General features: G+C 68.1%; 20 protein-coding genes. 8 read left to right on the forward strand and 12 right to left on the reverse strand.

All coding sequences use genetic code 11. The features are described 5' to 3' along the window. The 5 genes from AC3WQA_RS06635 to AC3WQA_RS06655 all read right to left on the reverse strand — a co-directional run bounded on the left by AC3WQA_RS06635 (position 1) and on the right by AC3WQA_RS06655 (position 8564). Positions 1–1308, reverse strand: a complete 1308-nt coding sequence (locus AC3WQA_RS06635) for an ABC transporter permease (RefSeq protein WP_492674280.1) — start codon at positions 1306–1308, stop codon at positions 1–3. A 234-nt stretch (positions 1309–1542) separates the two neighbouring features. Continuing rightward, entirely contained in the window at positions 1543–2259 is a 717-nt protein-coding gene (locus tag AC3WQA_RS06640) for an ABC transporter ATP-binding protein (protein WP_492674281.1), read from the reverse strand. Between the two features lie 167 nt (positions 2260–2426). Next, a complete protein-coding gene (locus AC3WQA_RS06645; RefSeq protein WP_492674282.1) occupies positions 2427–3698 on the reverse strand; it encodes an efflux RND transporter periplasmic adaptor subunit in 1272 nt (423 codons plus the stop codon). 396 nt (positions 3699–4094) lie between these two features. Next, complete coding sequence (locus AC3WQA_RS06650; protein WP_492674283.1) at positions 4095–6611, reverse strand: TonB-dependent receptor; 2517 nt, start codon at positions 6609–6611, stop codon at positions 4095–4097. Between the two features lie 75 nt (positions 6612–6686). Then, positions 6687–8564, reverse strand: a complete 1878-nt coding sequence (locus tag AC3WQA_RS06655) for a tetratricopeptide repeat-containing sulfotransferase family protein (RefSeq protein ID WP_492674284.1) — start codon at positions 8562–8564, stop codon at positions 6687–6689. Between the two features lie 208 nt (positions 8565–8772). Here AC3WQA_RS06655 and AC3WQA_RS06660 point away from each other — a divergent pair, with 208 nt between their 5' ends. Genes AC3WQA_RS06660 through AC3WQA_RS06670 form a run of 3 tightly spaced genes read left to right on the forward strand, consistent with a single transcriptional unit; the run spans position 8773 to position 13269 of the window. Continuing rightward, on the forward strand, positions 8773–9843 hold the full coding sequence (locus tag AC3WQA_RS06660; RefSeq protein ID WP_492674285.1) for an aromatic ring-hydroxylating oxygenase subunit alpha: 1071 nt from the start codon (positions 8773–8775) through the stop codon (positions 9841–9843). Positions 9844–9865: 22 nt separating this feature from the next. Next, positions 9866–11182, forward strand: coding sequence for an amino acid permease (locus AC3WQA_RS06665; RefSeq protein WP_492674286.1), 1317 nt, complete (start codon positions 9866–9868; stop codon positions 11180–11182). Beyond that, the gene (locus tag AC3WQA_RS06670) at positions 11179–13269 is read left to right on the forward strand and encodes an oxidoreductase (RefSeq protein ID WP_492674287.1); all 2091 of its coding nucleotides are present in this window, start codon (positions 11179–11181) and stop codon (positions 13267–13269) included. The genes AC3WQA_RS06665 and AC3WQA_RS06670 overlap by 4 nt, the downstream gene beginning before the upstream one ends. A 222-nt stretch (positions 13270–13491) precedes the next feature. On the opposite strand, the gene AC3WQA_RS06675 is transcribed toward AC3WQA_RS06670, so the two are convergent. The 5 genes from AC3WQA_RS06675 to ribH all read right to left on the reverse strand — a co-directional run bounded on the left by AC3WQA_RS06675 (position 13492) and on the right by ribH (position 17017). Then, positions 13492–14460 (reverse strand): potassium channel beta subunit family protein, encoded by a 969-nt coding sequence (locus tag AC3WQA_RS06675; RefSeq protein WP_492674288.1) that lies wholly within the window; start codon positions 14458–14460, stop codon positions 13492–13494. Positions 14461–14527: 67 nt separating this feature from the next. Then, the gene (locus tag AC3WQA_RS06680) at positions 14528–15043 is read right to left on the reverse strand and encodes a phosphatidylglycerophosphatase A family protein (RefSeq protein WP_492674289.1); all 516 of its coding nucleotides are present in this window, start codon (positions 15041–15043) and stop codon (positions 14528–14530) included. Positions 15044–15122: 79 nt separating this feature from the next. Beyond that, the gene (gene thiL / locus AC3WQA_RS06685; protein WP_492674290.1) at positions 15123–16097 is read right to left on the reverse strand and encodes a thiamine-phosphate kinase; all 975 of its coding nucleotides are present in this window, start codon (positions 16095–16097) and stop codon (positions 15123–15125) included. Between the two features lie 6 nt (positions 16098–16103). Continuing rightward, positions 16104–16556 carry a transcription antitermination factor NusB gene (gene nusB / locus AC3WQA_RS06690; RefSeq protein WP_492674291.1) on the reverse strand — a complete coding sequence of 151 codons (453 nt, stop codon included), beginning with the start codon at positions 16554–16556 and terminating at the stop codon, positions 16104–16106. Continuing rightward, positions 16556–17017 (reverse strand): 6,7-dimethyl-8-ribityllumazine synthase, encoded by a 462-nt coding sequence (gene ribH, locus AC3WQA_RS06695; protein WP_492674292.1) that lies wholly within the window; start codon positions 17015–17017, stop codon positions 16556–16558. Before ribH ends, nusB begins: the two co-directional genes overlap by 1 nt. 129 nt (positions 17018–17146) lie before the next feature. Here ribH and AC3WQA_RS06700 point away from each other — a divergent pair, with 129 nt between their 5' ends. The 5 genes from AC3WQA_RS06700 to AC3WQA_RS06720 all read left to right on the forward strand — a co-directional run bounded on the left by AC3WQA_RS06700 (position 17147) and on the right by AC3WQA_RS06720 (position 20530). After that, positions 17147–17359, forward strand: coding sequence for a hypothetical protein (locus AC3WQA_RS06700; RefSeq protein ID WP_492674293.1), 213 nt, complete (start codon positions 17147–17149; stop codon positions 17357–17359). 24 nt (positions 17360–17383) lie between these two features. Then, positions 17384–17995: a hypothetical protein gene (locus AC3WQA_RS06705; protein WP_492674294.1), complete on the forward strand. Its 612-nt coding sequence runs from the start codon at positions 17384–17386 to the stop codon at positions 17993–17995. Positions 17996–18004: 9 nt separating this feature from the next. Next, positions 18005–19018, forward strand: a complete 1014-nt coding sequence (locus tag AC3WQA_RS06710) for an IS30 family transposase (protein WP_492673427.1) — start codon at positions 18005–18007, stop codon at positions 19016–19018. 18 nt (positions 19019–19036) lie between these two features. Then, complete coding sequence (locus AC3WQA_RS06715) at positions 19037–19369, forward strand: HNH endonuclease (RefSeq protein ID WP_492674295.1); 333 nt, start codon at positions 19037–19039, stop codon at positions 19367–19369. Positions 19370–19468: 99 nt separating this feature from the next. After that, on the forward strand, positions 19469–20530 hold the full coding sequence (locus AC3WQA_RS06720; protein WP_492674296.1) for a nuclease-related domain-containing protein: 1062 nt from the start codon (positions 19469–19471) through the stop codon (positions 20528–20530). 249 nt (positions 20531–20779) lie between these two features. Here AC3WQA_RS06720 and tldD read toward each other — a convergent pair whose 3' ends face one another. Together tldD and AC3WQA_RS06730 are read right to left on the reverse strand one after the other, a co-directional pair. After that, positions 20780–22219, reverse strand: a complete 1440-nt coding sequence (gene tldD / locus AC3WQA_RS06725; RefSeq protein ID WP_492674297.1) for a metalloprotease TldD — start codon at positions 22217–22219, stop codon at positions 20780–20782. Positions 22220–22328: 109 nt separating this feature from the next. Continuing rightward, positions 22329–26237, reverse strand: a complete 3909-nt coding sequence (locus AC3WQA_RS06730) for a YhdP family protein (protein WP_492674298.1) — start codon at positions 26235–26237, stop codon at positions 22329–22331. Between the last annotated feature and the right edge of the window lie 12 nt (positions 26238–26249).

A 26249-nucleotide genomic window follows, 5' to 3' on the forward strand; every position in this document is an offset into this window, starting at 1 on the left:
TCAGTGGCTCTTCAACTGGAGGGCGGGCGCCACCTGGCAAGCCCGCCATGCCGGCAGCAGCCCGGCGAGCAGGCTCGCTGCCAGCGCCAGCAGAAAGGTGACCAGCAGCATCGCGGGGTCGAGCTGCGCCAGTGCCGCGTAGTCCGCCGGCTGCCGGCGTACCAGCCACAAGCCGGCCAGCGCGAGCAGCAGGCCGCCCACGCCGCCGACCAGGCCGACCACGCCAGACTCCACCAGCAGTTGCGCGAACAGCGCCTGCTTCGACGCCCCCAGCGCGCGGCGCACACACAGCTCGCCGGCGCGGCGCAGGAATTTCGCCAGCATCAGGCCCACCGTATTCACCAGGCACACCAGCAGGAAGCCGAACGCCAGCCCGGTCTGCAGGCGCACGTCGTCCGGCACGACCATGTTGTAGTCCAGCCACTGCATCACGTTGCGCAGCGCCACGTTGGGTGGCCGGCCGAAACGCCCCAGTGCCCGTTGCTGTTCGGAGTAGTGGACGAGAAATTCCCTGTACGCGGCCGCCTTGGCCGGATTGTCCAGCTGCACCCAGAACTGCAACCACGCGCACGGGGCGTTGTGGTCGATGGTCCGGCCGGCGCCGCCATTACCCCAGCAATCGGTGTTCCCCACATGGGCCATGCCGATGTCCTGCGAGATGGACAGCGGCACGAGCACGCCTTCGTTCTCGCCGTAGCTCCTGCCGTTCAGATCGTAGAAATGCGGATTCGGGTTCCAGGTGCCGACCACGCCGACGATGCGGAAGGCCGCGCCATCGAGCCACAGCGTCCTGCCGCTGCTGTCGATGCCGCCAAACAGCTTGTCGTTGAGCTGGCTGGTGATCACCGCCACCCGCGCATGCGCCGCGTCGTCCGCCGCATTCCAGGCGTGGCCGTAGCGGAATGGCACGCCGAACATCGGGAAGAAATCCGCAGTGGTGTAACGCGCATCCTCGTAGAACGGATCAAGCGTGCCGTCGTCCGGCTGCACCGCCACGTTGCCGCCGCTCATCAGCGCCTGCCGATCCGCGCGCTTGGCCTGCAGCAGGTTCATGCCGTCGATCCAGGTCACCTGGCCCATCGGCCCCGTCTTGCCGGGGATGTAGCCCTGGCCGTCGCGCGGATCGAGCTGCGGGTGGTACAGCGCGCCGCTGCGCCCCGGCAGCGGGTCGCCGGAAAGCGCATGCAGCACTGTGAGCGTGGTCATGGCCGCGCCGATACCCAGCGCAATGGCCAGCACCATCAGCGCGGTGAGCGCCTTGTTGCGCTTGAGGCTGTGCAGCGCCAGGTCGATGTAGTAGCCAAACATTCCACGTCTCCTTGATTCGAACTCCCTCTCCCCCAACGGCTCCATCGTTGGGGGAGAGGGTTGGGGTGAGGGGCACTTCGGCCTTGCCGCAAGCCCCGTACCCTCTCTCCCGCCCCCTCTCCCGGAGGGAGAGGGGAGCAAGGCAACTGCACGCCGTCCTACTCCCCCGATGCTGTCAAGTGCAGGTTCAAGCGCAGCCCTCACGCGCATCGTGGCGAGCATTCGAGCGCGGGCTCACTCCGCGGCGGCATGGGCCGCGGTGTGGGTGTGGAAGCGCGGCTCCTCGGCGAGATCCACCACCTGGCCGTCGATGACGTGCACGTTGCGCTGGGCACGCGCGGCCAGTTCGGGGTCGTGGGTGACCATCACGATGGTGGCGCCGCCGCGGTGGATTTCCTCCAGCAGTTCCAGCACGCCGCGCGCCATCTGGGTGTCGAGGTTGCCGGTGGGTTCGTCGGCGAGCAGCAGGCGCGGCGAGCCGGCGAGCGCGCGGGCGATCGCCACGCGCTGTTGCTGGCCGCCGGAAAGCTCGGCCGGGTAGTGCTTGTGGCGCGAGGCCAGGCCGACGCGTTCGAGCGCCTCCATGATGCGCTGCTTGCGCTCGGGCGCCTTCATGCCGCGATAGCGCAGCGGCACTTCCACGTTGTCGAACACGTTGAGGTCGGGGATCAGGTTGAAGGCCTGGAAGATGAAGCCGATCTTTTCGTTGCGTATCCTCGAGCGCGCGTTGTCGTTCAAGTTGCTCACCTCGATGCCGTCGAGGTGGTACTCGCCGCCGCTGAAGGTTTCGAGCAGGCCGGCGATGGTGAGGAAGGTGGTCTTGCCCGAGCCGGACGGCCCGGTGACGGCGACGAACTCGCCCTCCTTCACGTCGATGTTGAAGTCGCGCAGCGCGTAGGTTTCCACCACTTCGGTGCGGTAGACCTTGGACAGGTGGGTCATCTTGAGCATGGTGATGCGTCCTTCGGTGGTGGTGAATGGTGGTTCTTTGGAGCCCCTCTCCCGCTTGCGGGAGAGGGGTTGGGGAGAGGGTGCGGGACTTGCGATGGACTCCCTCGCAAGCCCCGTACCCTCTCCCGCCCTACGGGCACCCTCTCCCGGAGGGAGAGGGGAGAAATTCAACGCGCGATGGCTACCCTTTGCGCGCCCTTGAAGCTGTCGGTGCCGGAAATCACGACCTGGTCGCCTGCTTTCAGGCCCTGCAGGATCTCCACCTTGTCGATGCTGGATTCGCCCACGCGGATCGGCGTTTTCGTCGCGATGCCGTCCTTCACCACATAGGCGTACGCGCCGCCGGATTCGTCGACGAAGGAGCCGCGCTGCACGGTGAGCACGCTGTCGCGCTGGTCGAGCAGGATGCGCACGGACAGGCGCTGGTTCTGCCGCAGCTGCTTGGGCGTGACGCCTTCGAAGCGCACGCGGGCGGCCACCTCGCCGTTGACCACCTCGGGCGAGATGGCGCTGACCAGGCCCTTCCAGGTATTGCCGTTGCCGCTGATCTCGCCGGTCATGCCGATGGCGAGGTCGCGCGCGAAGCTCTCGGGCACCTTCACTTCCACTTCCAGCGCGGTGAGGTCGATCACGCTGAGCAATTGCGCGTCCTTGGCCACGGTGGCCACTGGCGCGATGAACAACTGGCCGACCTGGCCGTCCACCGGCGACTTCACGTTGAGATCGTCCACCTGCCGCTGCAGGTCCTGCACCAGCAGTTGCTGACGCCCGTAGGCGAGCTGCTTGGCCTGGATGTCGAAGCCCAGGCTGTCCTTGTCCAGACCGAGATTGGACTGGGCCTGGCGCGTGGCGATCTGCGCCTTTTCCAGCGTATCCCTGGCGCGATCCACGTCCATGCTGGACACCGCGCCCTTGGCGAAGGCCTTCTGGTAGCGGTCGAGGTTGCGTGCGGCGGTCTGCTGGTCGATGTTCGCGTTCTCGAACGCCTCGCGCAGCTGTGCGCCCTGCTTGCGCGCGTCGATCTTGGCGCGCTCCCAGGCTACCTTCATCGCGTCGCCGTTGCTCTCTTCCTGCGCCAGCTTGTTGCGCAGTTCGGGACTGTCGACCACGGCCAGCACCTGGCCCTTCTTCACCGCGTCGCCGGCATGCACCTTGAGCCGCACCGCGCCGCCGTAGGTGGCGTACAGCGTGGGGCTGTTGGCCGCCACCACCTTGCCCTCGGCGGCGATGTCGCGCACGAAGGCGCCACGCTCGACGGTGGCGAAGGCCAGGCGCGACGCACTCACCGAGGCATCGGCGGAGAACAGGCGCAGGATGGATGGCATGGTGAAGGCCAGCACGATCAGCGCGAGCGCGCCGCCACCGATCAGCAGCATGCGGCGCTTCTTGTTGGGCTTGACCTCGACCAAGCGGTCCTGCGCGGAAGTGTCGCGGATCATCGTGTGTTCCCCGGCCGCGGACAGTGCGGCGTTGCACTTGGGCTTCAGCAATCCGCGTGCCAAGCCAGCGATACGGAAAAACATACTATGTTTCAGCGACTTGCTGTTTCCATACTGCAAAAAACCGGTGTCCGCGGACACTGCGCGGACAGCGGACGGAGACTGGCGGCACGCATGCGAAAAGCCCCGGCGGCTGCCGGGGCTTGGGTGGTTGCGCGCGGTCTGCCGGGGTAGAGCAACAGCGCTTGCTTATGCCCCGGGAAGCGCATCCATGCGCTTCCCTGAGCTCGCTGCGCCCGCGCTGCGCGCGGGCTCCGCTCCGTCGGGCCAGCGCATGCGCTGGTCCGACGTGCGGGCCATCCATGGCCCGCCTGACCGGCGGCCTGCGGTCGTCGGTCAGAAGTCCTGCTTGAAGCGGATACCGAAGGTGCGCGGCTGGGTGACGCCGGTGTAGACCTGCCCGTTCGGGTACTGCGACACCACGCCGTGCGCGCCGCAGACCGTCACCCCGCACTCGGTGAACTTGTACGTGGTGCCCAGCTTGTTGAACAGGTTGTCGATGTAGACGTCCAGCGTCCAGCTGTTTTTCTGGAAGCCGGCCGAGAGGTCGACCGAGTTGTACGCCGGCAGGTCGCCCAAGAGGCTGCGTTCCTGCAGGCGCAGATCGGTGGTGCGCTTGCCCACGTGGGTGAACGCGGCCTGCACGTAGCCTTCGTTCTCGCCCAGGTCGATGGAGTAGCGCGCCACCAGGTTGCCCTTGAAGCGCGGGGTGATCGGCAACTGGGTACCCTTGGGCGCCTGCGGCGTGGCGCAGCTGGTGACCGGCTTGCCGTTGGCGTCGGTGAAACCGCAGTAGTTGGCGGTGAGCTTGGCGTTGTAGAGCGCCACGCCCGCGCTGATGTTGAGGTTGTAGGTGGCCATCCAGCCCAACTGCGACTCGAAGCCATCGATGCGCGCCGAGTTGGCGTTCTTGATGATGGTGAGGCCGTTGGGGCCGAGGATGTTGAACTGGAAGTCGTTCCAGTTCTCGCGGAACACCGCGCCGTTGAACGACAGCCGGTGGTCGAACCAGGAAGTCTTCCAGCCCAGCTCCAGGTTGGTGAGGAAATCCGGCTGGTAGGGCGGCTGCTGGCCGGCACGGTTGACGCCGCCAGGGCGGTAGCCCTCGGAGCGGGTGAGGTAGAGCATCGCGTCCTTCGAGAGGTTCCAGGTGAGGTTGAACTTGCCCAGCGAACCGCTCTGCCGCACGCTCTTGTTGAAGTCCAGGCAGGGCGCACTCTCGAACGGCACACTGCTGATGCAGCCCGCCTCGCCGTAGCTGGAGCTGGGCAAGAAGCCCTTGCTGAAGCCGTAGAAACCGTACAACTGATTCTTGCTGCGGAAATAGCGCCCGCCCACCGTGGCGGTCAGCGTGTCCGGAATAATGTCGTAGGACAGCTCGCCGAAGATGGCCTCGTCGTAGTCGTAACGCATCTGCTTGGTCAGCCAGATCGTGTTGGGCCAGCCCGGCACCGAGAGCGCATCGGCCAGGCCGTTGATCTGGTAGTCCTGCATGATGTCGTGCTTCTGCTTCTGCCAGAACAGGCCGCCCACCAGGCGCAGGCGATCCGTGGCGGGCGAGACGATGCGCAGCTCGTGGCTGTTGATGGTGTAGTGGTCGCGGTCGCTGATGAACTCGGACGGGTTGATGAGCGCGCCGCTGTTGTCGTGCAGGTAGGCGCCGTATTGGAGCAGCGTGTCGTACCAGAACGAGTAGTCGTTGTAGTCGGTGGCTTCCTCCTGGTTGCGCTTCAGGTGGGCGTAGTCGTAGGTGAGGTCGAAGATGCCGATCTTGCCCTGCACGGCCAGCGCGCCCTGCCACCAGCGGTCGTCCACGTGCTCGGGGTAGAAGTGGGTCACGGCGAGCTTGCCGACCGAGGGATCGCTGGCGAACGTGCCGTTGCTGGTGGTCTGCTGCCCCATCAGGGTGGGGCTGATCGACCAGTCGTCGTTGAGGTCGATCTTGAGCGCCGCGCGCGCACCGCTGGTGTTGGCGTCGTTGTAGTGGTTGCGGGCATGCCCGAAGCACTGCAGCAGCGGCCCCGGCGTGCAATTGTCGGCATTGCTGACGGTGATGCCCGACACCGGGAAGGTGCGCGAGCCGGCCTTGTTGTCGATGTAACCGGCGTCGTGCTCGTGCCAGCCCACCACGCGCAGCGCCGTGCTCGGCGCCAGGGGAATGTTCACCATGCCGTCGGTGGTGAAGCCCACGCCGCCGTGCGCCACCTTGTCCGTGCTGAGCTGGTAGCTGGCCGCGAAACCGCTGGGGTCGGGCTTGTTGGTGATGATGCGCAACGCGCCGGCCTCGGCGCTGGCGCCGTACAGCGAGCCCTGCGGGCCAGCCAGCACCTCGATGCGGGCGATGTCGTACATGTGGATGTCGAGCGGGCCCTGGATGGTGGTGACCGGCTGGTCGTCCAGGTACACGCCCACGCTGGGCGAGGAGCCCGAGTGGTTGGTGTTGCCGCCGCTGGCCACGCCGCGCATGTAGATGGTGGCGAAGCCCGGGCCGGTGGCGATGCCGCCGCCACCTTGCTGGAAGGTGACGCTGGGCAGGTATTTCACGTAATCGTTGAAGCTCTGCACGTGCAGGGACTCGAGCTGGTCGTTCTCCAGCACGTCCATGCTGATCGGCACCTTCTGCAGGTTCTCGGTGCGCTTCTGCGCGGTCACCGTCACCTCGGCCAGCACCACCGGCTTCTGCTTCGCGTCCGTCTTGGCGGGCGTCGCGGCCGAGGCTGGCTTGGCCGGCGGCGCCGTCTCCTGCGCCAGCACCGGCGCGGCGATGGCCAGGCAGATCGCGGCGGTCAACGGCAATCGGTTCAAGGCAACCCGCGCCGCATGGGCCGTGCGTTGCGACTTCTTCGTGTTCATGATTTCTCCCCAGAAAAGACCACAGAACCCACTTTTGACGAACGGTCGTCAAGATCATGTGCAATGACTTGCCGCTCAGTTGTCGCCCCCTGCCGGCACGGCGGGATAACTCGCCAGCACCGGCCCCAACGCCGCCTCCAGCGGCTCCAGCCACGGCGCGTAATGTCGCCAGTGCTCCATCCCCTCGCGGTAGATCGGCTGGCGCACCTGCTCCGAGCTGGCCGTGCGCACCGGCCGCGCGTTCTCGAAGAAGCGCAGGCAGCCGGCCTCGAACGGCAGGCCGCAGTAATCGAGCAGCCGGCGCACCTCGCCCTCGGTGTCCTCCACCATGCGCTCGTACACCACGCGATGCACGCGACCGGGCAGCACCGCGTCGAAGTGCGCCAACAGCGCCACATAGTCGCGGTAGTAGCGGCCGATGTCGGCGAGGTCGTAGCTGAAACCCTGGCCGCGCGCGAAATGCTGCTTGAAGGCCGAGAAGCCGCAGGCCATGGGATGCCGGCGCGCGTCGATGATCTTCGCGTTGGGCAGCATCAGGTGGATCAGGCCGAGGTGCATGAAGTTGTTCGGCATCTTGTCGATGAACAGCGGCGCCGACGTCTTGCGCTGGATGCGCGTGCGTTCGAGGTAGCGCTCGCCGAGCTGGCGCAGGCCGGCGCCATCGAGCGCCGCGAGCGCCGCGTGGTAGGGCATCGCCTCCCCGACGGCACCCTGCTGGCGCAGCAGCCGCGTGATCGAGGTGACCTCGGGCAGCTCCATCGTGCCTTCGACCTGGCTGTGACTGGAGAGGATCTGCTCGATCAGGGTGGAACCGGCGCGCGGCAGGCCGACCACGAAGATCGGGTCGGGCGCCGGGCAGCCGCCGCCGGCGCGCGCGGCGAAGAACCCGGGCGTGTAGTGCTCGCGGATGTAGCGCACCCGCGCGCTGGTGTCGTCGGCGCGGTAGTCGAGCTGCGCGCGGCGGATCGCGTTGCCGCGCGCGTAGTGGCGGAACGAGGGCTCGTACTCGCCGGCGTCCTCCAGCGCCTTGCCGATGGCGAACTCCAGGTGCAGGCGGTCGTCCTGGGCCAGATCCGCACGCGCCAACTGCGCGCGCATGGTGGCCAGGTCGTCGACACTGAAACGGAAGGTCTTGAGGTTGGCCAGGCTCCACCACACGTCGCCGAAGGACGGCTGGAGTTCCAGGCTGCGCCGGTAGGCGGCGATGGCGCGTTCGAGCTGGCCGGCGGTCTTCAGCGCGTGGCCGAAGCTTTCCCACAATTTGGGCTGCTCCGGATGGGCCTGCACCAACTCCTCGTAAAGCCGGATCGCCGCGTCGTAATCGCCGGTACGGCACAGCACCACCGCCTTGAGGTTGCGGCTGGCGGCATCCTGGGCGTCGATGGCGAGCAGGCATTCGAGCTCGGCCAGCGCCCGTTCCGGCTGGTTGCCGCGATGCAGAACCAGGGCGTAGTTGCGCCGCGCCTCCACGAAACCGGGCGCCAGCTCCAGGCAGCGTTCAAGCAGGCTCAGCGCATCCTCGTTGCGCCCCAGGCGGGCGGCCAGCTCGGCGAACATGCGGATCGCCGCCACGTCGGTGGACGCCAGCTTCAGGTGCGCGCGCAGCCGTGCCTCGGCCTCGGGAATGCGGTTCTCGACCAGCGCCATGGCCGCGGCCATCAGCTGCGGATCACCGGTGGCATGGCGCACATGCTGCAGGTAGGCATCGGCCGCCGCAGCCGGCTCGCCCGTCGCCAGCAAAGCATCGCCCAGCAGGCGCCAGGCCTGCGGCAGGGCGGGCTCCAGCGCCGCCGCGCGGCGCAAGGCCGCCACGGCCTCGGCGGGGCGCCCGGCATCCAGCAGGAGCTGCCCGTAATCGCGGTGGATCGCGGCCTGCTCCGGCTGCTGCCGCACCGCGCGCCCGGCCTCGGCCAGCGCCTCCTCCAGCGATCGGCCGACGGCAGCCTGGCTCATGCCCACCCCTGCTGCCTCCGCGGAAACCATCGGAACAGATCGGCGGCGCGTGGCATGGGCAACGGCAGGTCCTCGCAAGGGTTGCCCGCAATCTAGGCGCTCGCGCGGCCCCAGCGCAAGCGGCAGCGAAGCATGACCGCGGCCGGCGGCGCGACATACACTGCCGACGGACACACGCGGCAGGGATGCGCCAACCAGGGGGCAGCACATGTCAGCCGATACCGCCATCGAACCGCTCGACCATGCCCACGCGCTGGCGGCGCGCTATTACGCGGGCGAGCCCATGCTGGCGATGGAGCGCCGCGCGGTATTCGCCCGCAGTTGGCAGCTGGTGGCCCACCAGGGGCAACTGGCGGAAGCCGGCGACCATGTGGTGGGCGAGATCGGTCACGTGCCGGTGCTGCTGGTGCGCGGCGCCGACCGCGTGCTGCGCGCCTTCCCCAACGTCTGCCGCCACCGCGCCGGGCCGCTGGCGCTGTGCGACGGCAAGGGCGCGCGCGCCCTGCACTGCAAGTACCACGGCTGGACCTACACGCTGGAAGGCCAGCTGCGCAGCGCGCCGGAGATGCAGGACGCCTGCGACTTCCATGTGGAGGACATCCGCCTGCCGCCGCTGCGCGTGCACGAATGGCAGGGCCTGGTGTTCGTGGCCCTGGACGAGGCCGCGCCGGCGTTCGAGGCGGTCTACGGCGGGATCAAGGAGCGCATCGCGCCGATCGACCTTTCGGCGATGCGCTACCTGCGCCGCGACAGCTACGACATCGCCTGCAACTGGAAGGTCTACGTGGACAACTTCCTCGAGGGCTACCACCTGCCGCACGTGCATCCCGGCCTGTCGAAGGTGCTCGACTACCGCGCCTACGACACCGAGCTGTTCCCGTGGCACTCGCTGCAGTCCTCGCCGCTGCGCAACAGCGCCGACATCTACGGCGATGGCGAGGCGTTCTACTACTTCGTCTACCCCAACGTGATGCTCAACATCATGCCGGGGCGGCTGCAGACCAACCGCATCCTGCCGCTGGGGCCGGACCGCTGCCGGGTGGAGTTCGACTACTACTACGCGCAGGACGCAGCCGCGCAGGCGCGCATCGACGCCGACGCCGGCTTCAGCGACCAGGTGCAGCAGGAGGACATCACCATCTGCGAAGCCGTGCAGAAGGGGCTGGCCTCCGGCACCTACACGGCGGGCCGGCTGAACCCGAAACGCGAGAGCGGCGTGTGGCATTTCCACAACCTGCTGCGCGCGGCCTATGCCGGGCCCAGCGGCGAATCCACCTGAGCCGCCAGGCAGGGCACTGCGCATGCGCGACGGCAAAAAGATCGGTTTCTGGACCTGCACCGCGCTGGTGGTGGGCAACGTGATCGGCATGGGCATCTTCGTGCTGCCCGCGTCGCTCGCCCCCTACGGCTTCAATGCGCTGATCGGCTGGGTGATCGTGCTGGCTGGCTGCCTGCTGCTGGCCCGCGTGTTCGCGCAGCTCGCCCGCGCGCTGCCCGATGCCGGTGGTCCCTATGGCTATGTCCGCCACACGCTGGGCGAGCTGCCGGCCTACCTCGCGCTGTGGGCGTACTGGGTGTCGGTGTGGATCACCAACGCCGCGCTGGCCACCGGCGTGGTGGGCTACCTGGCCATGGTGTTCCCGCCGCTGGGCGCGCTGCCGCCGATGTGGCTGGCGCAGGGCCTGCTGTGGGCGCTGGTGGCGGTCAACCTGTGCGGCGTGCGCAGCGGCGGCGGCGTGCAGATCCTCACCACCGCGCTCAAGCTCCTGCCGATGCTGGCCATCGCGCTGCTGGGCGGCTGGCTGCTGCTGACCACGCCAGCCAGCTACACCGCGCACCTGCCCGCCACGCCACTCTCGGCTGGCGCGATCACCGCGGCCTCCAGCATCGCGCTGTTCGCGATGATAGGCATCGAGTCGGCCAGCGTGCCGGCGGCGCGCGTGGACAACCCGGCGCGCACCATCGCGCGCGCCACCATGGCCGGCACGGCACTCGCCGCCGCCATCTACATCGTGGTGTCGGCCGTGCCGCTGCTGCTGGTCGAGCAGCAGGAACTGGCCCACGCCAGCGCGCCGTTCGCGCTGGTGATGGATCGCTACGCCGTTCCCGGTTCCGGCCGCGCGCTGGCATTTTTCGTGGCCATCAGCGGCCTCGGCGCGCTGAACGGCTGGACTTTGCTGATGGGCGAGCTCACCAGCACGCTGGCCGGCAACGGCGTGCTGCCGGCCGTGCTCGCGCGCACCAACCGCCAGGGCACGCCGGTGCTGGCGTTGCTCGTCACCGGCGTACTCGCCGCAGCCCTGATCGCCATGAGCTACAGCAAGTCACTGGTGGCGGCGTTCACCTTCCTCACCCTGTTGAGCACAGCCGCCTCCCTGCCGCTTTATCTCGGCTGCGCGCTGGCGCTGGGCGTGCTCTGGCGCCGCCGCCACGCCGCCTGCGCCGCACGCCGCAACGCCATCGTCGCGGCGATCTGCGTGCTGTTCGTGATATTCGCCTTCGTGGGCGCGGGCCGCGAGCCTTCGTCGTACGCGTTGGCGCTGGTCGCCGCGGGTTTGCCGCTGTTCGCGTTGCGGCGGCTGCGCCTGCGCACCATTGCCGGAGTGACGCCCAAGTGAGAGATCCCCGCCACGACATCCTGTTCGAACCGGTGAGGATCGGCCCGGTCACCGCGAAGAATCGCTTCTTCCAGGTGCCGCACTGCAACGGCATGGGCCACGCGATGCCGCTGGCGCACGCGGCGATGCGCGAGATGAAGGCCGCGGGCGGCTGGGCGGTGGTCTCCACCGAGGAATGCGAGATCCACCCCAGCGGCGACCTCACGCCCTACGTCGAAGCGCGGCTGTGGGACGACCGCGACATCCCCGCACTGGCGCTGATGTGCGACAAGGTGCACGCGCACGGCGCGCTGGCCGCGCTGGAGCTGACCCACAACGGCCCGACCGCCTCGAACCTGTATTCGCGCGAGGTGCTGATCGCGCCCTCGCCGCAGCCGACCAAGTACGGTTACCCGCACCAGGCGCGCGCGATGACGAAGCACGACATCCGCGAGTATCGGCGCTGGCACCGCGAAGCGGCCATCCGCGGCAAGCGCGCCGGCATGGACATCATCTACGTCTACGCCGCGCACGACCTGTCGCTGGCGATGCACTTCCTGCAGCGCCGGCGCAACCAGCGCGGCGACGAATACGGCGGCTCGCTGGAAAACCGCGTGCGGCTGCTGCGCGAGGTGCTGCAGGACACGAAGGAGGCGGTCGGCGACACCTGCGCGGTGGCGCTGCGCTTCGCCGTCGAGGAAGGGCTGGGCCCGGGCGGCGTGGAGCTGGCCGAGGCGCAGGACATCGTCGGTATGCTGGCCGAACTGCCCGACCTGTGGGACGTGAACCTGGCCGCCTGGTACAACGACTCGGTGCCCTCGCGCTTCGCCGGCGAAGGCGCGCAGGAGCCGTTCATCGCCTTCGTCAAGCGAGCCACCAGCAAGCCGGTGGTGGGCGTGGGCCGCTTCACCTCGCCGGACACCATGGTGTCACAGCTCAGGCGCGGCGTGCTGGACCTGATCGGCTGCGCGCGGCCGTCGATCGCGGATCCCTTTTTGCCGAAGAAGATCGAGGAAGGCCGCGCCGACGACATCCGCGAGTGCATCGGCTGCAACGTCTGCGTCTCCGGCGACATGACCATCTCGCCGATCCGCTGCACGCAGAACCCCACCATGGGCGAGGAATGGCGCAAGGGCTGGCACCCGGAGCGCATCGCGCCGAAGCGCAGCGCCGCGCGCGTGCTGGTGGTGGGTGCCGGCCCGGCCGGACTGGAGGCTGCCCGCGCGCTGGGCCAGCGCGGTTACGACGTGAGTCTGGCCGAGGCACGCAGGGAACTGGGTGGTCGCGTGACGCGCGAGTCGCGCCTGCCCGGCCTGGCCGAATGGGCGCGCGTGCGCGACTGGCGCGTGGGCCAGATCCACAAGCTGGCGAACGTAGCCGTCTATCTCGATTCGACCTTGAGCGCGCAGGACGTGCTCGACTTCGGCGCCGAGCACGTGGTGCTGGCCACCGGTTGCCACTGGCGCCACGACGGCTGCGGTCGCAGCCACGGCTTCGCCCTGCCCGGCTTCGCGGACAACCCGCGCGTATTCACCGTGGACGAACTGCTGGACGGCCGCCTGCCGGAAGGCAAGGTGGTGGTGTACGACGACGACGGCTACTACCACGCCAGCGTCGCTGCCGAACTGCTGCGCTTGCGCGGTTGCGAGGTGATCCACCTCACTCCCGAGGACAGCCTCGCGCCGTGGACGCTGAACACGCTGGACTACCGCCATGTGCGCAAGCGCATGGCCGAACTCGGCATCGAGGCACTGGTATCGCATGAGGTCGTCGGCTACGCCGGCAACATGCTCGCCATCGAGGACGTATGGACCCACCAGCAGCGCGAGCTGGCATGCGACGCGGTGGTTACCGTCACCGCGCGCCTACCCGATGACGCGCTGTATCAGGCGCTACTGCTGCGCGAGGCTGAGTGGATCGCTGCCGGCCTGCGCAGCGTGCGCTGCATCGGCGACGCCGAGGCGCCGGGCCTGATCGCGCACGCGGTCTACGCCGGGCATCGCTACGCGCGCGAGCTGGAGGAGCCAGCCGCCGGCGAGGTCGCGTTCAAGCGGCACTTCCACACTGCAGATGCCGACGCGCTGCGACGACCGGAGCCGTCAGGCTGACGCGCCATCGCGTCAAACGCCCGCCTGATTGGACAAGGCTCAGCTGGAAGACCGTTCGCGCTGAGCGCAGCTTGCGGCAGCAAGCGAAGTCGAAGCGTTCGCACACACCCCACCCCTCGACTTCGGCCCTGCGGGCCCACACTCAGGGCGAACGGCGCGGTGTCGGCCGGGTTCCACTGCCGATCAGGAAGCCAGTCAAGCACCGTCGCCCATCAGGAACGCTCAAGCCAGCGCCGAGGCGATCCGGGCACGCATCGCCTCGTCCAGCTTCGGCAACACCTCCAGCGCGCCGAGGTTCTGCTCCAGCTGCTCCAGCCGGCTCGCGCCCAGCATCACAGTGGAGACGTGCGGATTGGCTGCGCACCATGCGACGGCGAGTTGCGCGGTGCTGCAGCCCAGCTCGTCCGCGAACGGGCGCAGGCGACGCGCCTTCGCCACGCGCTCGCCACCTGCGCCCAGCACGCGATCATGCAGCCACGCGTATTCGGCATGCGCCAGGCGCGAATCCGCCGGCACGCCGTCGTCGTACTTGCCGCTGAGCAGGCCCGAGGCCAGCGGCGACCAGATCGTGGTGCCCATGCCGTAGTCGCGGTACAGCGGCGCGTACTCCTGCTCGACGCGCTCGCGATGCAGCAGGTTGTATTCCGGCTGCTCCATCGTCGGCGCGGCGAGGTGGTTCTCCCTGGCCACGCGATGCGCCTCGACGATGGCGTCCGCCGGCCACTCGCTGGTGCCCCAATACAGCACCTTGCCCTGGCGCACCAGCATGTCCATCGCCGCCACGGTCTCCGCGATGGGCGTATCGGGGTCGGGCCGATGGCAGAAATACAGGTCGAGGTAATCCACGCGCAGACGCGCCAGCGCCTGGTGGCAGGCCTCGATCACGTGCTTGCGCGACAGGCCGCGCTGGGTCGGCCGCGGTTTCTCGCAGGCGCCGAAGAACACCTTGCTCGACACGCACCAGCTGTCGCGCGGGAAACGCAGGTCGGCCAGCACGTCGCCCATCAGAAGCTCGGCCGCGCCGTCGCCGTAGGTTTCGGCGTTGTCGAAGAAATTGATGCCGCGATCCCAGGCCAGCGCCAGCATCTCGCGCGCGAGCTTGCGGTCGACGCTCTTGCCGAAGGTGGCCCAGGCGCCGAAGGAGAGCGCGGACAATTGCAGGCCGGAACGGCCGAGGCGGCGGTATTGCATGGGAAACTCCTGCGCGAAAGCAGCCGTCATGCTGCGGCGACGACGGCGGCGAATGCAAGCCGTGCGATCAAGACGCCCGCAACGCGGCAAGCAGCGCGTACAGCACGGCGGCGGCGAACGCGCCGGCGATCACGTCATCCACCATCACGCCGAGGCCGCCGTGCAGGCGACGGTCGGCCACGCGGATCGGCCAGGGCTTCCACACGTCGAACAGGCGAAACAGCGCGAAGCCGGCAAGCACCGCCCACCATGGCGCGAGCAAGGCCGGCAGCAGCGCGATCCATTGCCCGACAAACTCGTCCCACACCAGCCCGCGATGGTCGTCCACGCCCAACGCGCGGCCGGCCATCTCGCAAGCCCACACGCCCAGGCCGAAACCCAGCGCGATGACCGCGAGATTCCAGGGCAGCGACAGCTCGCGCAGCAGCAGCCACGGCAGGATCGCCGCCAGCGAGCCGAACGTGCCCTGCGCCACTGGCGCGAGGCCGGAGCCGAGACCGCAGGCGATCCAGCCCGCCGGCGTGGCAAGCAAGGCGCGGCGCTGCGCAGGCGTGAGGGTCTTGCGTTCAGTGGAAGCGGTCATGGCGACACTCGAAGTTCAAAGCCTCTCCCCCAAGCCTGTCTGGGGGGAGGAAGCAAGGCTGCGCGCAAGCGATGCCCCGCTACGGCGCCACCGAAAAATGATCCCAGCCCGGCCGAACGGCTTGCAGCCGCGCACCTTGCGCATCATGCACGCGCACGCCCTCGCCCGCGACGATGCGGCCAATGCGGGTGGCGCCACCCAGTGGCGCCAGCTCGCGGCAGATCGTCGCGACCACGGCTTCGGGCGCGGTGAACACCAGCTCGTAATCGTCGCCGCAGGCCAGCGCGAAGTCGCGCGCCACCGGCTCGCCGAAGCGCGCGACCAGGGCGGCGGAACGCGGCAACGCATCCGCGTCGATCTCGGCCGCCACGCCGCTGGCCGTGCAGAGGTGGCCGAGGTCGGCGACGAGGCCATCGGAAATATCCTGGCAAGCATGCGCGCGGCCGCGCAGCGCCAGCCCCGCCGCCACGCGCGGCGTCGGCCGGTGCATGCGTTCCAGCAGCGGCGCATCGCCGACCTGCGCCTTGCCCTCGCGCAGCAAGTGCAGCGCGGCCACCGCGTCGCCCAGCGTGCCGGTGACCAGCACCGCGTCGCCCACCCGCGCACCGGCGCGCCGCAACGCCTGCCCCCGCGGCACGAAACCGTGCACGGCGACGCTGAAGGCCAGCGGCCCGCCGGTGGTGTCGCCGCCCACCAGCGCCACGTGGTGCTCGCGCGCCAGCGCGGCAAAACCGTCGGCGAAACCATCGACGAAGGCCACGCGTTCGGCGGCGTCGATGGCCGTGGGCAGAGTCAGCGCGAGCAGCGCCCAGGCCGGCGTCGCGCCCATCGCGGCGAGATCGGACAGGTTCACCGCCAGCGCCTTCCAGCCCAGGTCGAACGGTGCCTGGCCGGGCAGGAAATGCACGCCCTCGACCATCGTGTCCAGCGCCACGGCAAGCTCCACGCCCGGCGGCACGGCCAGCAGCGCCGCGTCGTCGCCGATGCCCAGGCGCACGTCCTCGCGCGGGCAGGCGGTCCGCTCGCGCAGGCGTTCGATCAGCGAAAATTCCATCGCCGCTCAGCGACCGGCTTGCTTCTCGGCCCCGCGCAGGGCGCCGGCGAGCTTGTCCAGCACGCCGTTGACGTAGCTGTGGCCGTGGTCGGCGCCAAAACGCTTGGTGACCTCGATGGCCTCGTTGATGACCACGCGGTACGGCACGTCGAGCCGGTGCTTCAGCTCGTAGGCCGCCAGGCGCAGCGCGGCACGCTCGATCGGATCGACCTCGGCCACCTCGCGATCAAGGTACGGCCGCAACGCCGCATCCAGCTCGGCCACGTGGGCCTCAACGCCGTTCAGCAGATCCTCGAAGTAGCCGAGGTCGGCCACTTCCATGTCCTGCTCGTGGCGGAACTGCTCGATCACCGCGTCCATGTGACTGCCGGAGAGCTGCCACGCGTACAGCGCCTGCAACGCGCGGCGGCGGGCACGCGAGCGCGCAGCCAGGTCGATGCCCTCGGGTTTGGTATGCATCACAGCTGGCCGTACAGGTTGACCATCTCCAGCGCGGCCATCGCCGCGTCGGCGCCCTTGTTGCCGGCCTTGGTGCCGGCGCGCTCGATGGCCTGCTCGATGCTGTCGGTGGTGAGCACGCCGAATGCCACCGGCACCCCGGCATCCAGCGCGGCCTTGGCCAGGCCCTTGGCGCATTCGCCGGCCACGTAGTCGAAATGCGGCGTGGCGCCGCGGATCACCGCGCCCAGCGCGATCACCGCCGCGTACTTGCCCGAGCTGGCCAGCTTGTGCGCGGCCAGCGCGATCTCCCAGGCGCCCGGCACGCGCACCAGGTCGATGGCCTCGTCCGCCACGCCATGGCGCAGCAGCGCGTCGCGCGCCCCGGCCACCAGCGGCTCCACGACGAAGCCGTTGAAACGGCCCGCGACGATGGCAAAACGGCCCTTGGGCGTGGCGAAATCGCCTTCGATGATGTTCATGCGGGGAATGATCCTGAGCGGGCGGCAAGCCCATGCGAGGCGGCTATTTTACGGGTTTGGCGTCGGCGGTGCTCGCGACCCGAACCCGGCTTGCCGCCCCGGCCCGGGACTCACGACGACAGGCACGCCATGCGCCACACCAAGGCATCCGTCCGCGACGCTCTCCACCCGAGCGGCCAGTACACCAACCCCAACCGCAAGGCATTCCGTCCCGAGCGCAAGCCGGCAACCCTCGCCCGCCACCAATCCGGCCCCGCGCGCAAGCGAAAAACTCCCAAGCGCAAGGCCGAAAGCCTTGCGCGCAACGGGCAGCAAATCTCGAAGCGCAACCACTCCTGGTAATCTGGCCGACACGGGAGAACCAGGATGACCAACGCCATATTCACCGCTTCGGAAAGCTCTGCTTACGATGACCTCATCGAACGCCATTACCACTTTCCCCGCACTTATCTGCGTCAGGTCGAAGAGGCCGTTGGCGACTGGATCATTTACTACGAGCCACGGCGTTCCACCAACTCAAGCGGCACCGGAGGCCGGCAGGCGTACTTCGCCATCGCTCAAGTCACAGCGATCACACCGGATCCTGTTCGGGCTGACCATTACTATGCACAGGTGCGTGACTTTCTAGAGTTCGACCAAGTCATCACGTTCCGCGAAGGAGCGGAATACCGGGAGTCGGTCCTGCAAAAAGCAGATGGATCGACCAACAAAGGCGCTTTCGGTCGATCCGTTCGCCTGATTCCCCGGGAAGAATTCGAGCGAATCGCACAAGCCGGCTTGTATGCACAACCCCAACCTTGGGAATTGGCAAACAGGGTGGCTGAACCCGTACCAGAGTACGTCGCTCGCCCCATCGTAGAACAGGTCAGCCTACGCAAATTCCGCGACACCGCGTTCCGGCGTCACGTTCGTAACGCTTATGCAAATACCTGGGCCGTCTCAAACTCCACGTGCAACACCTTGCCGATTCTGACATAGGCTGTTGCGATGAGAACGTACAACGAACTGACCCTGGAAGAGCGAGTGGAGATTCAGCGCCGCTTGGAGGCGGGTGACAGCCTGCGTGCCATTGGCCGCTCGCTGGGACGTGCGACGAGCACGATCAGTCGCGAGCGCCGCCGGGCACGTGTCGACCCGGCGAACTACAAGGCGCAGGCGGCGCATCAGCGTAGTCGGGAATGCCGGAGCAAACCGCGCGTGACGCGAAAACTGGACGACCCTGCGCTGTGGGAAACCGTGCAGGCGCTGTTGCGGGCACGCTGGTCGCCGGAGCAGATCGCCGGGATACTGGCGAGGGCCTTTCCTGACGCGGCGAGCTATCGGGTGTCTCACGAAACGATCTACACCGCGGTGTACCTGGTGCCGCGCGGCGAACTGCGCAAGGAGTTGATCGACTGCCTGCGCCAAGGCCGCAGCACGCGCAAGCCACGCACGCGCGGGATGGATCGACGCGGCCAGATACCGAACATGCAGAGCATCCACGTACGTCCACCGGAAGTGGCGGATCGCTTGATTCCCGGACACTGGGAGGGCGACCTGATCAAGGGCGCCGGCAACCGTTCGTCCGTGGGGACACTGGTCGAACGCACCAGCGGCTTCGTGGTGCTGGCCAAGATGAGCAGCGCCAGCGCAGCCGACGTACTGGAGAGTTTTGGCAAGGCGCTGAAGAGCATCCCTGAAGCCTTGCGCAAGACGCTGACATACGACCAGGGTAAGGAGATGAGCTACCACGACGCCCTGACCTTGCGTACCGGCGTGCAGGTGTACTTCGCCGACCCGCACAGCCCCTGGCAGCGCGGCAGCAACGAGAACACCAATGGCCTGCTTCGACAGTACCTGCCCAAGGGCACCGACCTGTCGGTCTACAGCCAGGACGAGCTCAACCAGATCGCCCTCAGCCTCAACACCCGACCGCGAAAGCGTCATCAATTCCGTACCCCGCTGGAGGTCTACAACGACCACCTGAGGCTCGCCGAAGCAAGCGCCGGAACAATTCATTGATCATGTTGCACGTGGACCTTGAAACCGCCCTGCGCAATTACCGGCCTTCGCCTGATCAACGGCGGCGGTCGCCCCGAAGTTCAGGCCGCGCATATCCGCTCGGTAGAGGCAGACGGCCCAGATACCGTTCGCAACGGCATCGCCCTCACGGGCACCGCTCATTGGTTGTTCGACCGGGGCCTGCTTACCTTTACCGACGACTACAGCATCCTGCTCTCGCCGCATGGCGTTCCCGATGATCTGGATAAACTGATTCTGCCGGATCGAAAACTGCGGGTCCCCGCCAATCCCGACCTGCGACCACATGCGACTTATCTGGCCTGGCACCGAGAGCACTGTTTCAAGCGATAACTGCTCGTTGAAGTGCCGGTGCGAACATCGCACTCCGGAACGACGACGCCTGCTCTATGCGCATCCGCCTTCGAAGCCATCCGCCAAGGAAAGCAGACCATGTTGATTAAACAAGCTGACGATCACGCCGAAGAACTGACACAGCTCGAACGATTGGCCAAGGCGGGCGCCAGCTCGGAAGCGAAGCGCGCTGCGACGGATCTCGCCATGCGCAAGGCTGGTCTCAAGGGTGAGGCCGAATCGGCGTACCTGCTCGACTTTCACTTTGCGACCTCTCCCAACTGGGCCTTGATCCACGACCTGCGCTTGGAGCACAACGGCCGCACGGCGCAGATCGACCACCTGCTGATCAATCGCTGGATGGAGTGCTACGTGCTGGAGTCCAAGCATTTCCACGCCGGCATCAAGATCACCGAAGACGGCGAGTTCATGCGCTGGAACGATTACAAGCACACCTACGAAGGCATGCCGTCGCCGCTACTGCAAAACGAACGGCACATTGCCGTGCTGCGCGACGCGATGAGCACGCTGGAGCTACCCACGCGGCTTGGCCTGCGCATCACCTTTGCGTTCCATACAATCGTACTGGTTTCACCCGCGGCGAGAATCGATCGACCGAAGAAACTCGACACCAGCCGCGTGATCAAGGCCGATCAGATCAAGGAACGCATCTGGCGCGACATCGACAAGGAAAACGCGCTGGTCGGCCTGATCAAGACCGCGGCAAAAATCGTCTCTGGCGACACGATACGCGACGTGGCGCAGCAGTTGGTCAACTTGCATCGGCCTACCGCGTGGTCGATACCTTCCACTGGCAGCGGCATATCGACACCCGCCAGCAAGCCGACGGCGGTTCCCGCGTTGCACATGGCCGAACCGGACACCTTGAATCCAGTCGAACCCGCGAAACCCACAACGCTGCCTGTCCCGACGAAATCTGCCACCAGCGGCCCTCAGTGCAAGAAGTGTCAGAGCTGCACAGGCAGCATCCTGTATGGCAGGTACAGCTACTACTTCAAGTGCACCCAGTGCCAAACCAACACGTCAATCAAGTTCACCTGTCTGCCCGGGCACACGCCACGCCTGCGCAAGGCAGGCAACCAGTTTTACCGCGATTGCGCCGAGTGCAGCAGTTCAGAACTCTATTTCACCAATCCATGAAGCGGGTTGAAGGGTCTTAAAAGTAAGCGAAGGCCTTCGTGCGAGGGATGCAGAAGTTCGGGAACGCCTGGAGCATCGCCAGCGATGCGGGCTCCTGCGAGAAGCAGCGACGTAATGTGACGCCGTGACAAGGACGGCGGCTGGTACCTGCCTGATCGTGGTGGATGCACGCATCAGCGGACAGCAGCATCTCGCACGATCGAAGGAAGTCCCTGGTGGACAGGGTGCGCTGCTTCAGCGGCGCGCTGGTCAGGACGCCGTCCCACCCACCGTCATCGCATCGATCTTCAGCGTGGGCTGGCCCACGCCCACCGGCACGCTCTGGCCGTCCTTGCCGCAGATGCCCACGCCTTCGTCGAGCTTCATGTCGTTGCCGATCATGGAGACGCGGGTGAGCACGTCGGGGCCGCTGCCGATCAGGGTGGCGCCCTTCACCGGGGCGGTGATTTTGCCGTCCTCGATCAGGTAGGCCTCGCTGGCGGAGAACACGAACTTGCCGTTGGTGATGTCCACCTGGCCACCGCCGAAGTTCGGCGCGTAGAGGCCCTTCCTCACCGAGCGGATGATTTCCTCGGGGTCGGCGTTGCCGCTGCGCATGTAGGTGTTGGTCATGCGCGGCATCGGCAGTGCGGTGAAGGATTCGCGGCGGCCGTTGCCGGTGGGCGCCATGCCCATCAGGCGCGCGTTGAGCTTGTCCTGCATGTAGCCCTTCAAGATGCCGTCCTCGATCAGCACGGTGCAGTTCGTCGGCGTGCCTTCGTCGTCCACGCTGAGCGAACCGCGACGGCCGGGCAGCGTGCCGTCGTCGACCACGGTGACGCCGGGCGCGGCCACGCGCTGACCCAGCCGGCCGGCGAAGGCGGAGCTACCCTTGCGGTTGAAGTCGCCTTCCAGACCGTGACCGATGGCTTCGTGCAGCAGCACGCCGGGCCAGCCGGGGCCGAGCACCACGGTCATCTGGCCGGCAGGGGCGTCGACGGCGTCGAGATTCACCAGCGCCTGACGCACCGCCTCGTCGGCGAATGCCAGCGCGCGGCCGTTCTCGATCAGCTCGCGGTAGCTGTAACGTCCGCCGCCGCCGGCGTAGCCCTGCTCGCGGCGGCCGCCTTGTTCAGCGATCACCTGCACGTTCAGACGCACCAGCGGGCGCACGTCGGCGGCGAGCGTGCCGTCGCTGGCGGCGATCAACACGGTGTCCAGCGTGGCGGCCAGGCTCACGATCACCTGGGTGATGCGCGGATCGCGCGAACGCGCGTAGGCATCCACCTCGCGCAGCAGGGCGATCTTGTCGGGGTTGGGCAGGCTTTCCACCGGGTCGATGGCGGGATACAGCTGCCGGCCGCCAGCCAGCGCCAGCGGCTGGCCGGCACCGCGGCCATCCTGTGCGATGGCGCGCGCGGCCTTCGAGGCCTCAAGCAGCTGCGGCAGCACGATCTCGTCGGAGTAGGCGAAGCCAGTCTTCTCGCCGGAGATCGCGCGCACGCCCACGCCCTGTTCAATGGAATGGCTGCCGTCCTTGACGATGCCCTCCTCCAGCGTCCACGACTCGCTGCGCGAATGCTGGAAATACAGATCCGCCGCGTCGATGGACGGCCCCATCAGCTGCGCGAACACGCGCTCCAGGTCACCGGTAGTGAGGCTGCCGGGGGTGAGCAGGCGGCTCTGGGCTTGCGCGATGAGGGAATCCATGGGTTTTCGGGTCGCTGCGGTGGTAATGGAAAGGATGGGGGTTCGGGACGCGAAATCAAAGCCGCGTTGTTTTGCTCCCCTCGCCCGCTTGCGGGAGAGGGGCTCCTGGTCACGGCGACGACGACGCGCCGGCGGGTTGCGACGACGACTCATGCAGCGGCGTGGTGACGGCCGGGCGACGCTCCGGCTCGGGCAACAGCGGCGGCTGCACCGCCGGCGGCGGCACGGCGTGTTTTTCCACCAGGGTCATCACCGGTTTGTCCCAGCTGCCGGTGACTCGGTAGCGGTTGCCGGCGGTCTTGTTGAGCCCCTTGCCGAGAATGCCCTGCACGGCGAGGCCGGCGGCAACGCCCACCGGCCCCGCCACCACCGCACCGATCACCGGCAGGCTGTTGCCCACGTGCGGCAGCACGATCACTTCCTGGTCGTAGTCCTTGGTGCGCAAGCCGGTGCGGCCGGTGATGCTGATTTGCGCGGCCGGCCCCTTGATGACGAGGTCGTTGGTGGTGGCATTGCCGTCGGCGAGGCGGAAGTGGCCCTTGATGGCGTCGAAGCCCAGCCCCTTGCCGAACACGTCGCCGAAATCCAGCGTGAGCCGGCGCGGCAGCTCGGCCAGCGAGACCAGGCCGAACAGCCGCCCCATGCCCGGCCCCACCTCGGGGATGCGGCCATCGTCGACATGGACGGCGAGCGTGCCGGTGGCGTTAGCCAGGTTGAAGGACGAGGGCGCCCCCGGCCAGCTGGCATCGAGTTCATCGTCGGTCTTGCCGCCGCTGACCAGGCCGTTGTAGCCGAAGGCGTTCAGCATCTTGCCCAGGTCGTCGGCGGCGAAGCGCACGCGCATGGTGGTGTGACTGTCGGCGGCCGACCCGTTCCAGTCGCCGCTGCCGGTGAGCTGCACGCTGGGCGAGAGCGCGCGCAACTGGTCGATGTGCATGCCCTGGTCGGTGGGCCAGGTTTCCAGGCGCGCCTCGCCCAGTTTCGCCTCGCCGAAGCGCAGCTCGCCCACCCACAGGTGGAAGGGCGGCAACGCAGCCGGATTGATGCCGGTGGCGGCGGGGTTTTCGGCCACCGCGTTACCGGCCGCGCCGGGCGACGCCGGCGGGTTGCCGGGCCAGTACAGACGATCGAGGCGGGCGGTGATGCCGCGCTTGTCCAGCTCGCGGTTGGGCACGCTGAAGTGCCCGGCCAGCAGGGCGCCTTCCACATCCACCTGCAAGGCGTCGGGCTTGGGTGCAACGTGCAGCGTCATGGCGCCCAGCGGACGGCCGAACCACTCGGCGTGGTCGGTGCCCACGTCCACGCTCTCCAACTGCGGCCCGCCGCCCGCGCCGGCGCCGCCCGCGCTGAGCGCGACGGCTTGCTGCACCCAGCCGGTGACGTCGAGCTTCGCCGCATGGCCGCGGATGCGCAGGCCCTGCGCCGGCAGTTCAGCCGGCATCTGCGCGCCGAAGGCCAGGGTGCCGGCCAGCGGCTGCTTGCCATTGGCCAGGCGCAAATGGCCGCGCGCCACCTCGCCCAGCGCCACCTTGAGATCGCCGCCGGCCAGCGGCAGGCCCAGCGTGAGGTGCAGCGGCAACGCCGTGGTGGCGGACTTGGCCAGCGGCACCGGCGCGGTGAGCGCCATGCCGACCAGGTTGGTATCCACGCTGAGGGTCTGCGTGAGCTCGCCACCACCCGCGGGCCGCGCCAGCCGGAAGCCGAGGTCGAACAGGCTGCGCCCGTTGCCCAGCGGATTCAGCCAGTCCAGCGACGGGTAGCCCTGGGTGAGCTCATCGAGGCGGAAGGCGCCGGTGAGGTGCGCCGCCAGCGCCGTGGCGGGATCGCCCGTGGCATCGGCGATAGCGAGGTCGACCTGTGCGTTCTGGCCGTGGAAGCGGCCTTCCAGCGGGCCGGCGTGGAAGCCGCCGCCATCGAAGCTGGCCGGGCCGCTGAGTTGATCGAGCTTGAGCGACCAGTCGCCCTGGCTCACGTCCACGTTCTTCAGCTGCGCATGGCCGGCCAGCCGGAACTGCCCGGGCACGCCCAGCGGCAGGGCGAGATGAAAGCCGAAGCTGCCGCTGCCCGCCAACTTCAGCGTGGAAAGCAGCTTGGCCTGCGCGCGGCCAATCGGACTCTTGGCGACGAAGCCCAACAGATTGGCCGCGCTGCCGTGGCCATCCACGTTGAGGTCGAGCAGGCCAGCGCCGAAATCGGGAATCAGCGCCACCACCTTGTCCGCCGCCACGCCCAGCGAATCGCCGCCGTCGGCCTCCACCAACATGCCGTTGTCGATGAAGCTGGCGGTGGCGTGGATGTTGGTGGCCGCCGGCCAATCGGGCGCATAGCGCAGGCGCAGGCCGCTCAGCTGCGCGCGCGCCTCGAAGCGGCCTTCGTTGTGGCGGAACGGCCAGTCTTTCAGATCGCCGCGCACCAGCGCGTCAGCGTGATCGAGCGTGCCGGCTTCCAGCGCGCGATCCAGCCATTGCACGGTACCGGCCGGCATCACGCTCACCGGCCAGAACAGCTTGGCGGCGGGCACCTCGCCATGGTCGATGCTGGCGTAGATGTCGAGGAAGGGCGCGCCGCCGGCATCGTGGAAGCGAACCTCGCCGCGCGCCTGGCCGCCGTAGCCCTGACCTTCGAAATCCAGTGGGTCGATGCCCAGATGCCAGTCGTCACCCGCGTGCCACAACGCCAGCGTGCCGGCCAGTTTCGAGAACACGAAGGGCTGCCGGAAGGTGGGCCGCGCATCCACCGTGGCGCCCTGCCCGGCGAGGCTGAGCGATATCGCCTCGGCGTCGCCGCGCACGATGCCGGCCAGACCGCTCACGCCCGGAATATGGCCCGCCGCGCCGATGCCCAGGCCGCTGAATGTGGCATCGAGGCGTGCCAGCCCGCCGGCCTGCGACCATGCCAGCGCCGCGTGATCCAACTGCCCGCGCGGCTGGCCCGTGCCCACCCAGTTGGCCAGTGCCGGCGGCAGTTGGGGCACGAGGCCCAGCCACGGCAGCAGCGGCGCGATGGGCAACTCGCGCGCCACCGCCTGCACGTTGAACCGCGGCGTACCGGGCTGATGCAGCCACAGCGCCAGCGCGCCCTTGTCCGCACCGGCCCAGCGCAAGATGTAACCATCCGCGCTGCGGCTGAGGTCGGCCTCGCCCTTGAGCATCGGCACATTGACATGCGCGCCACTGGCGGTGGCCATGCGCACACCGTGCAGGTTGATGCGCAGGAAGCTGCGCTGCACCCGGCCATCTTGCCAATCCAGCCAGGCGGCCACGTCGCCCTGCCCCGCCTGCACCGTGCGGCCGTCCAGATCGAGGCTCGCCGTCAGCGCGGCCAGATCGAGCCGTTGCCCGGCCAGCCACAGCCGCCCGCTGCTGCCGTCATCGCGAAAGCGTCCCGCGCCTTGCAGCACGCCGGTGGCACCCTCGCGGCGCAGGCGCAAGCCCACGCGAATCTCCCGCCCCTGCCGCGTCAGCCGCACCGCCTCGGCCAGCACCTTGGCCTGCTTGCCGGTGGCGTCGTCGCGGATGGCCAGATGCAGGTCGTCCAGTTGCAGCGCTATCGAGAGGCGGCCGAAATCCGCCGGCTGCGAATCGCCACCACTGCCGATGCCATCCACCCGCCAGCGGCCATCCTTGCCGCGCGCCAGATCGAGCTGCAAGCCGCTGACGCGCAGATTGAGCAGATGCCGCGCCGGCAGCCAGCCGCGGCCGATGTCCAGCCACACCTGCGCACGCGGCAACCGTACCGGCGTGCCCGCTTCGCCCGGTGGCACGCCCACCACCACATCGCGCAGTTCGAACAGCGGGCCGCCAGATGCCCAGTAGCCATCCAGCCTGGCAAAGCTCACCGGGCGATGGAGCTTTTCCGACAGCTCGCGCGCCACCCAGTCGGGATGGCGCAGCACCAGCGGCTGAAGCAGCTGCGCCAGCGCCATCAGCACCGCCAGCGTAATCAGCACCACGCCCACGACCCAACCCAGCGCGCGCATGCCGATTTGAAGCCGTCGTTGCAGGACAGCCTTCATCATCGCGCGGCCGCT

It is taken from the genome of Rhodanobacter sp. FW106-PBR-R2A-2-24, from assembly GCF_058789615.1.

What these genes read in the sequence shown, in the direction of transcription:
- AC3WQA_RS06730 (WP_492674298.1), bottom strand. Translation starts at nt 26,237, where the DNA reads ATGATGAAGGCTGTCCTGCAACGACGGCTTCAAATCGGCATGCGCGCG.
- nusB (WP_492674291.1), bottom strand. Translation starts at nt 16,556, where the DNA reads ATGCATACCAAACCCGAGGGCATCGACCTGGCTGCGCGCTCGCGTGCC.
- tldD (WP_492674297.1), bottom strand. Translation starts at nt 22,219, where the DNA reads ATGGATTCCCTCATCGCGCAAGCCCAGAGCCGCCTGCTCACCCCCGGC.
- ribH (WP_492674292.1), bottom strand. Translation starts at nt 17,017, where the DNA reads ATGAACATCATCGAAGGCGATTTCGCCACGCCCAAGGGCCGTTTTGCC.
- AC3WQA_RS06650 (WP_492674283.1), bottom strand. Translation starts at nt 6,611, where the DNA reads ATGAACACGAAGAAGTCGCAACGCACGGCCCATGCGGCGCGGGTTGCC.
- AC3WQA_RS06660 (WP_492674285.1), top strand. Translation starts at nt 8,773, where the DNA reads ATGTCAGCCGATACCGCCATCGAACCGCTCGACCATGCCCACGCGCTG.
- AC3WQA_RS06710 (WP_492673427.1), top strand. Translation starts at nt 18,005, where the DNA reads ATGAGAACGTACAACGAACTGACCCTGGAAGAGCGAGTGGAGATTCAG.
- thiL (WP_492674290.1), bottom strand. Translation starts at nt 16,097, where the DNA reads ATGGAATTTTCGCTGATCGAACGCCTGCGCGAGCGGACCGCCTGCCCG.
- AC3WQA_RS06675 (WP_492674288.1), bottom strand. Translation starts at nt 14,460, where the DNA reads ATGCAATACCGCCGCCTCGGCCGTTCCGGCCTGCAATTGTCCGCGCTC.
- AC3WQA_RS06655 (WP_492674284.1), bottom strand. Translation starts at nt 8,564, where the DNA reads ATGAGCCAGGCTGCCGTCGGCCGATCGCTGGAGGAGGCGCTGGCCGAG.
- AC3WQA_RS06640 (WP_492674281.1), bottom strand. Translation starts at nt 2,259, where the DNA reads ATGCTCAAGATGACCCACCTGTCCAAGGTCTACCGCACCGAAGTGGTG.
- AC3WQA_RS06700 (WP_492674293.1), top strand. Translation starts at nt 17,147, where the DNA reads ATGCGCCACACCAAGGCATCCGTCCGCGACGCTCTCCACCCGAGCGGC.
- AC3WQA_RS06720 (WP_492674296.1), top strand. Translation starts at nt 19,469, where the DNA reads ATGTTGATTAAACAAGCTGACGATCACGCCGAAGAACTGACACAGCTC.
- AC3WQA_RS06705 (WP_492674294.1), top strand. Translation starts at nt 17,384, where the DNA reads ATGACCAACGCCATATTCACCGCTTCGGAAAGCTCTGCTTACGATGAC.
- AC3WQA_RS06645 (WP_492674282.1), bottom strand. Translation starts at nt 3,698, where the DNA reads ATGATCCGCGACACTTCCGCGCAGGACCGCTTGGTCGAGGTCAAGCCC.
- AC3WQA_RS06635 (WP_492674280.1), bottom strand. Translation starts at nt 1,308, where the DNA reads ATGTTTGGCTACTACATCGACCTGGCGCTGCACAGCCTCAAGCGCAAC.
- AC3WQA_RS06680 (WP_492674289.1), bottom strand. Translation starts at nt 15,043, where the DNA reads ATGACCGCTTCCACTGAACGCAAGACCCTCACGCCTGCGCAGCGCCGC.
- AC3WQA_RS06665 (WP_492674286.1), top strand. Translation starts at nt 9,866, where the DNA reads ATGCGCGACGGCAAAAAGATCGGTTTCTGGACCTGCACCGCGCTGGTG.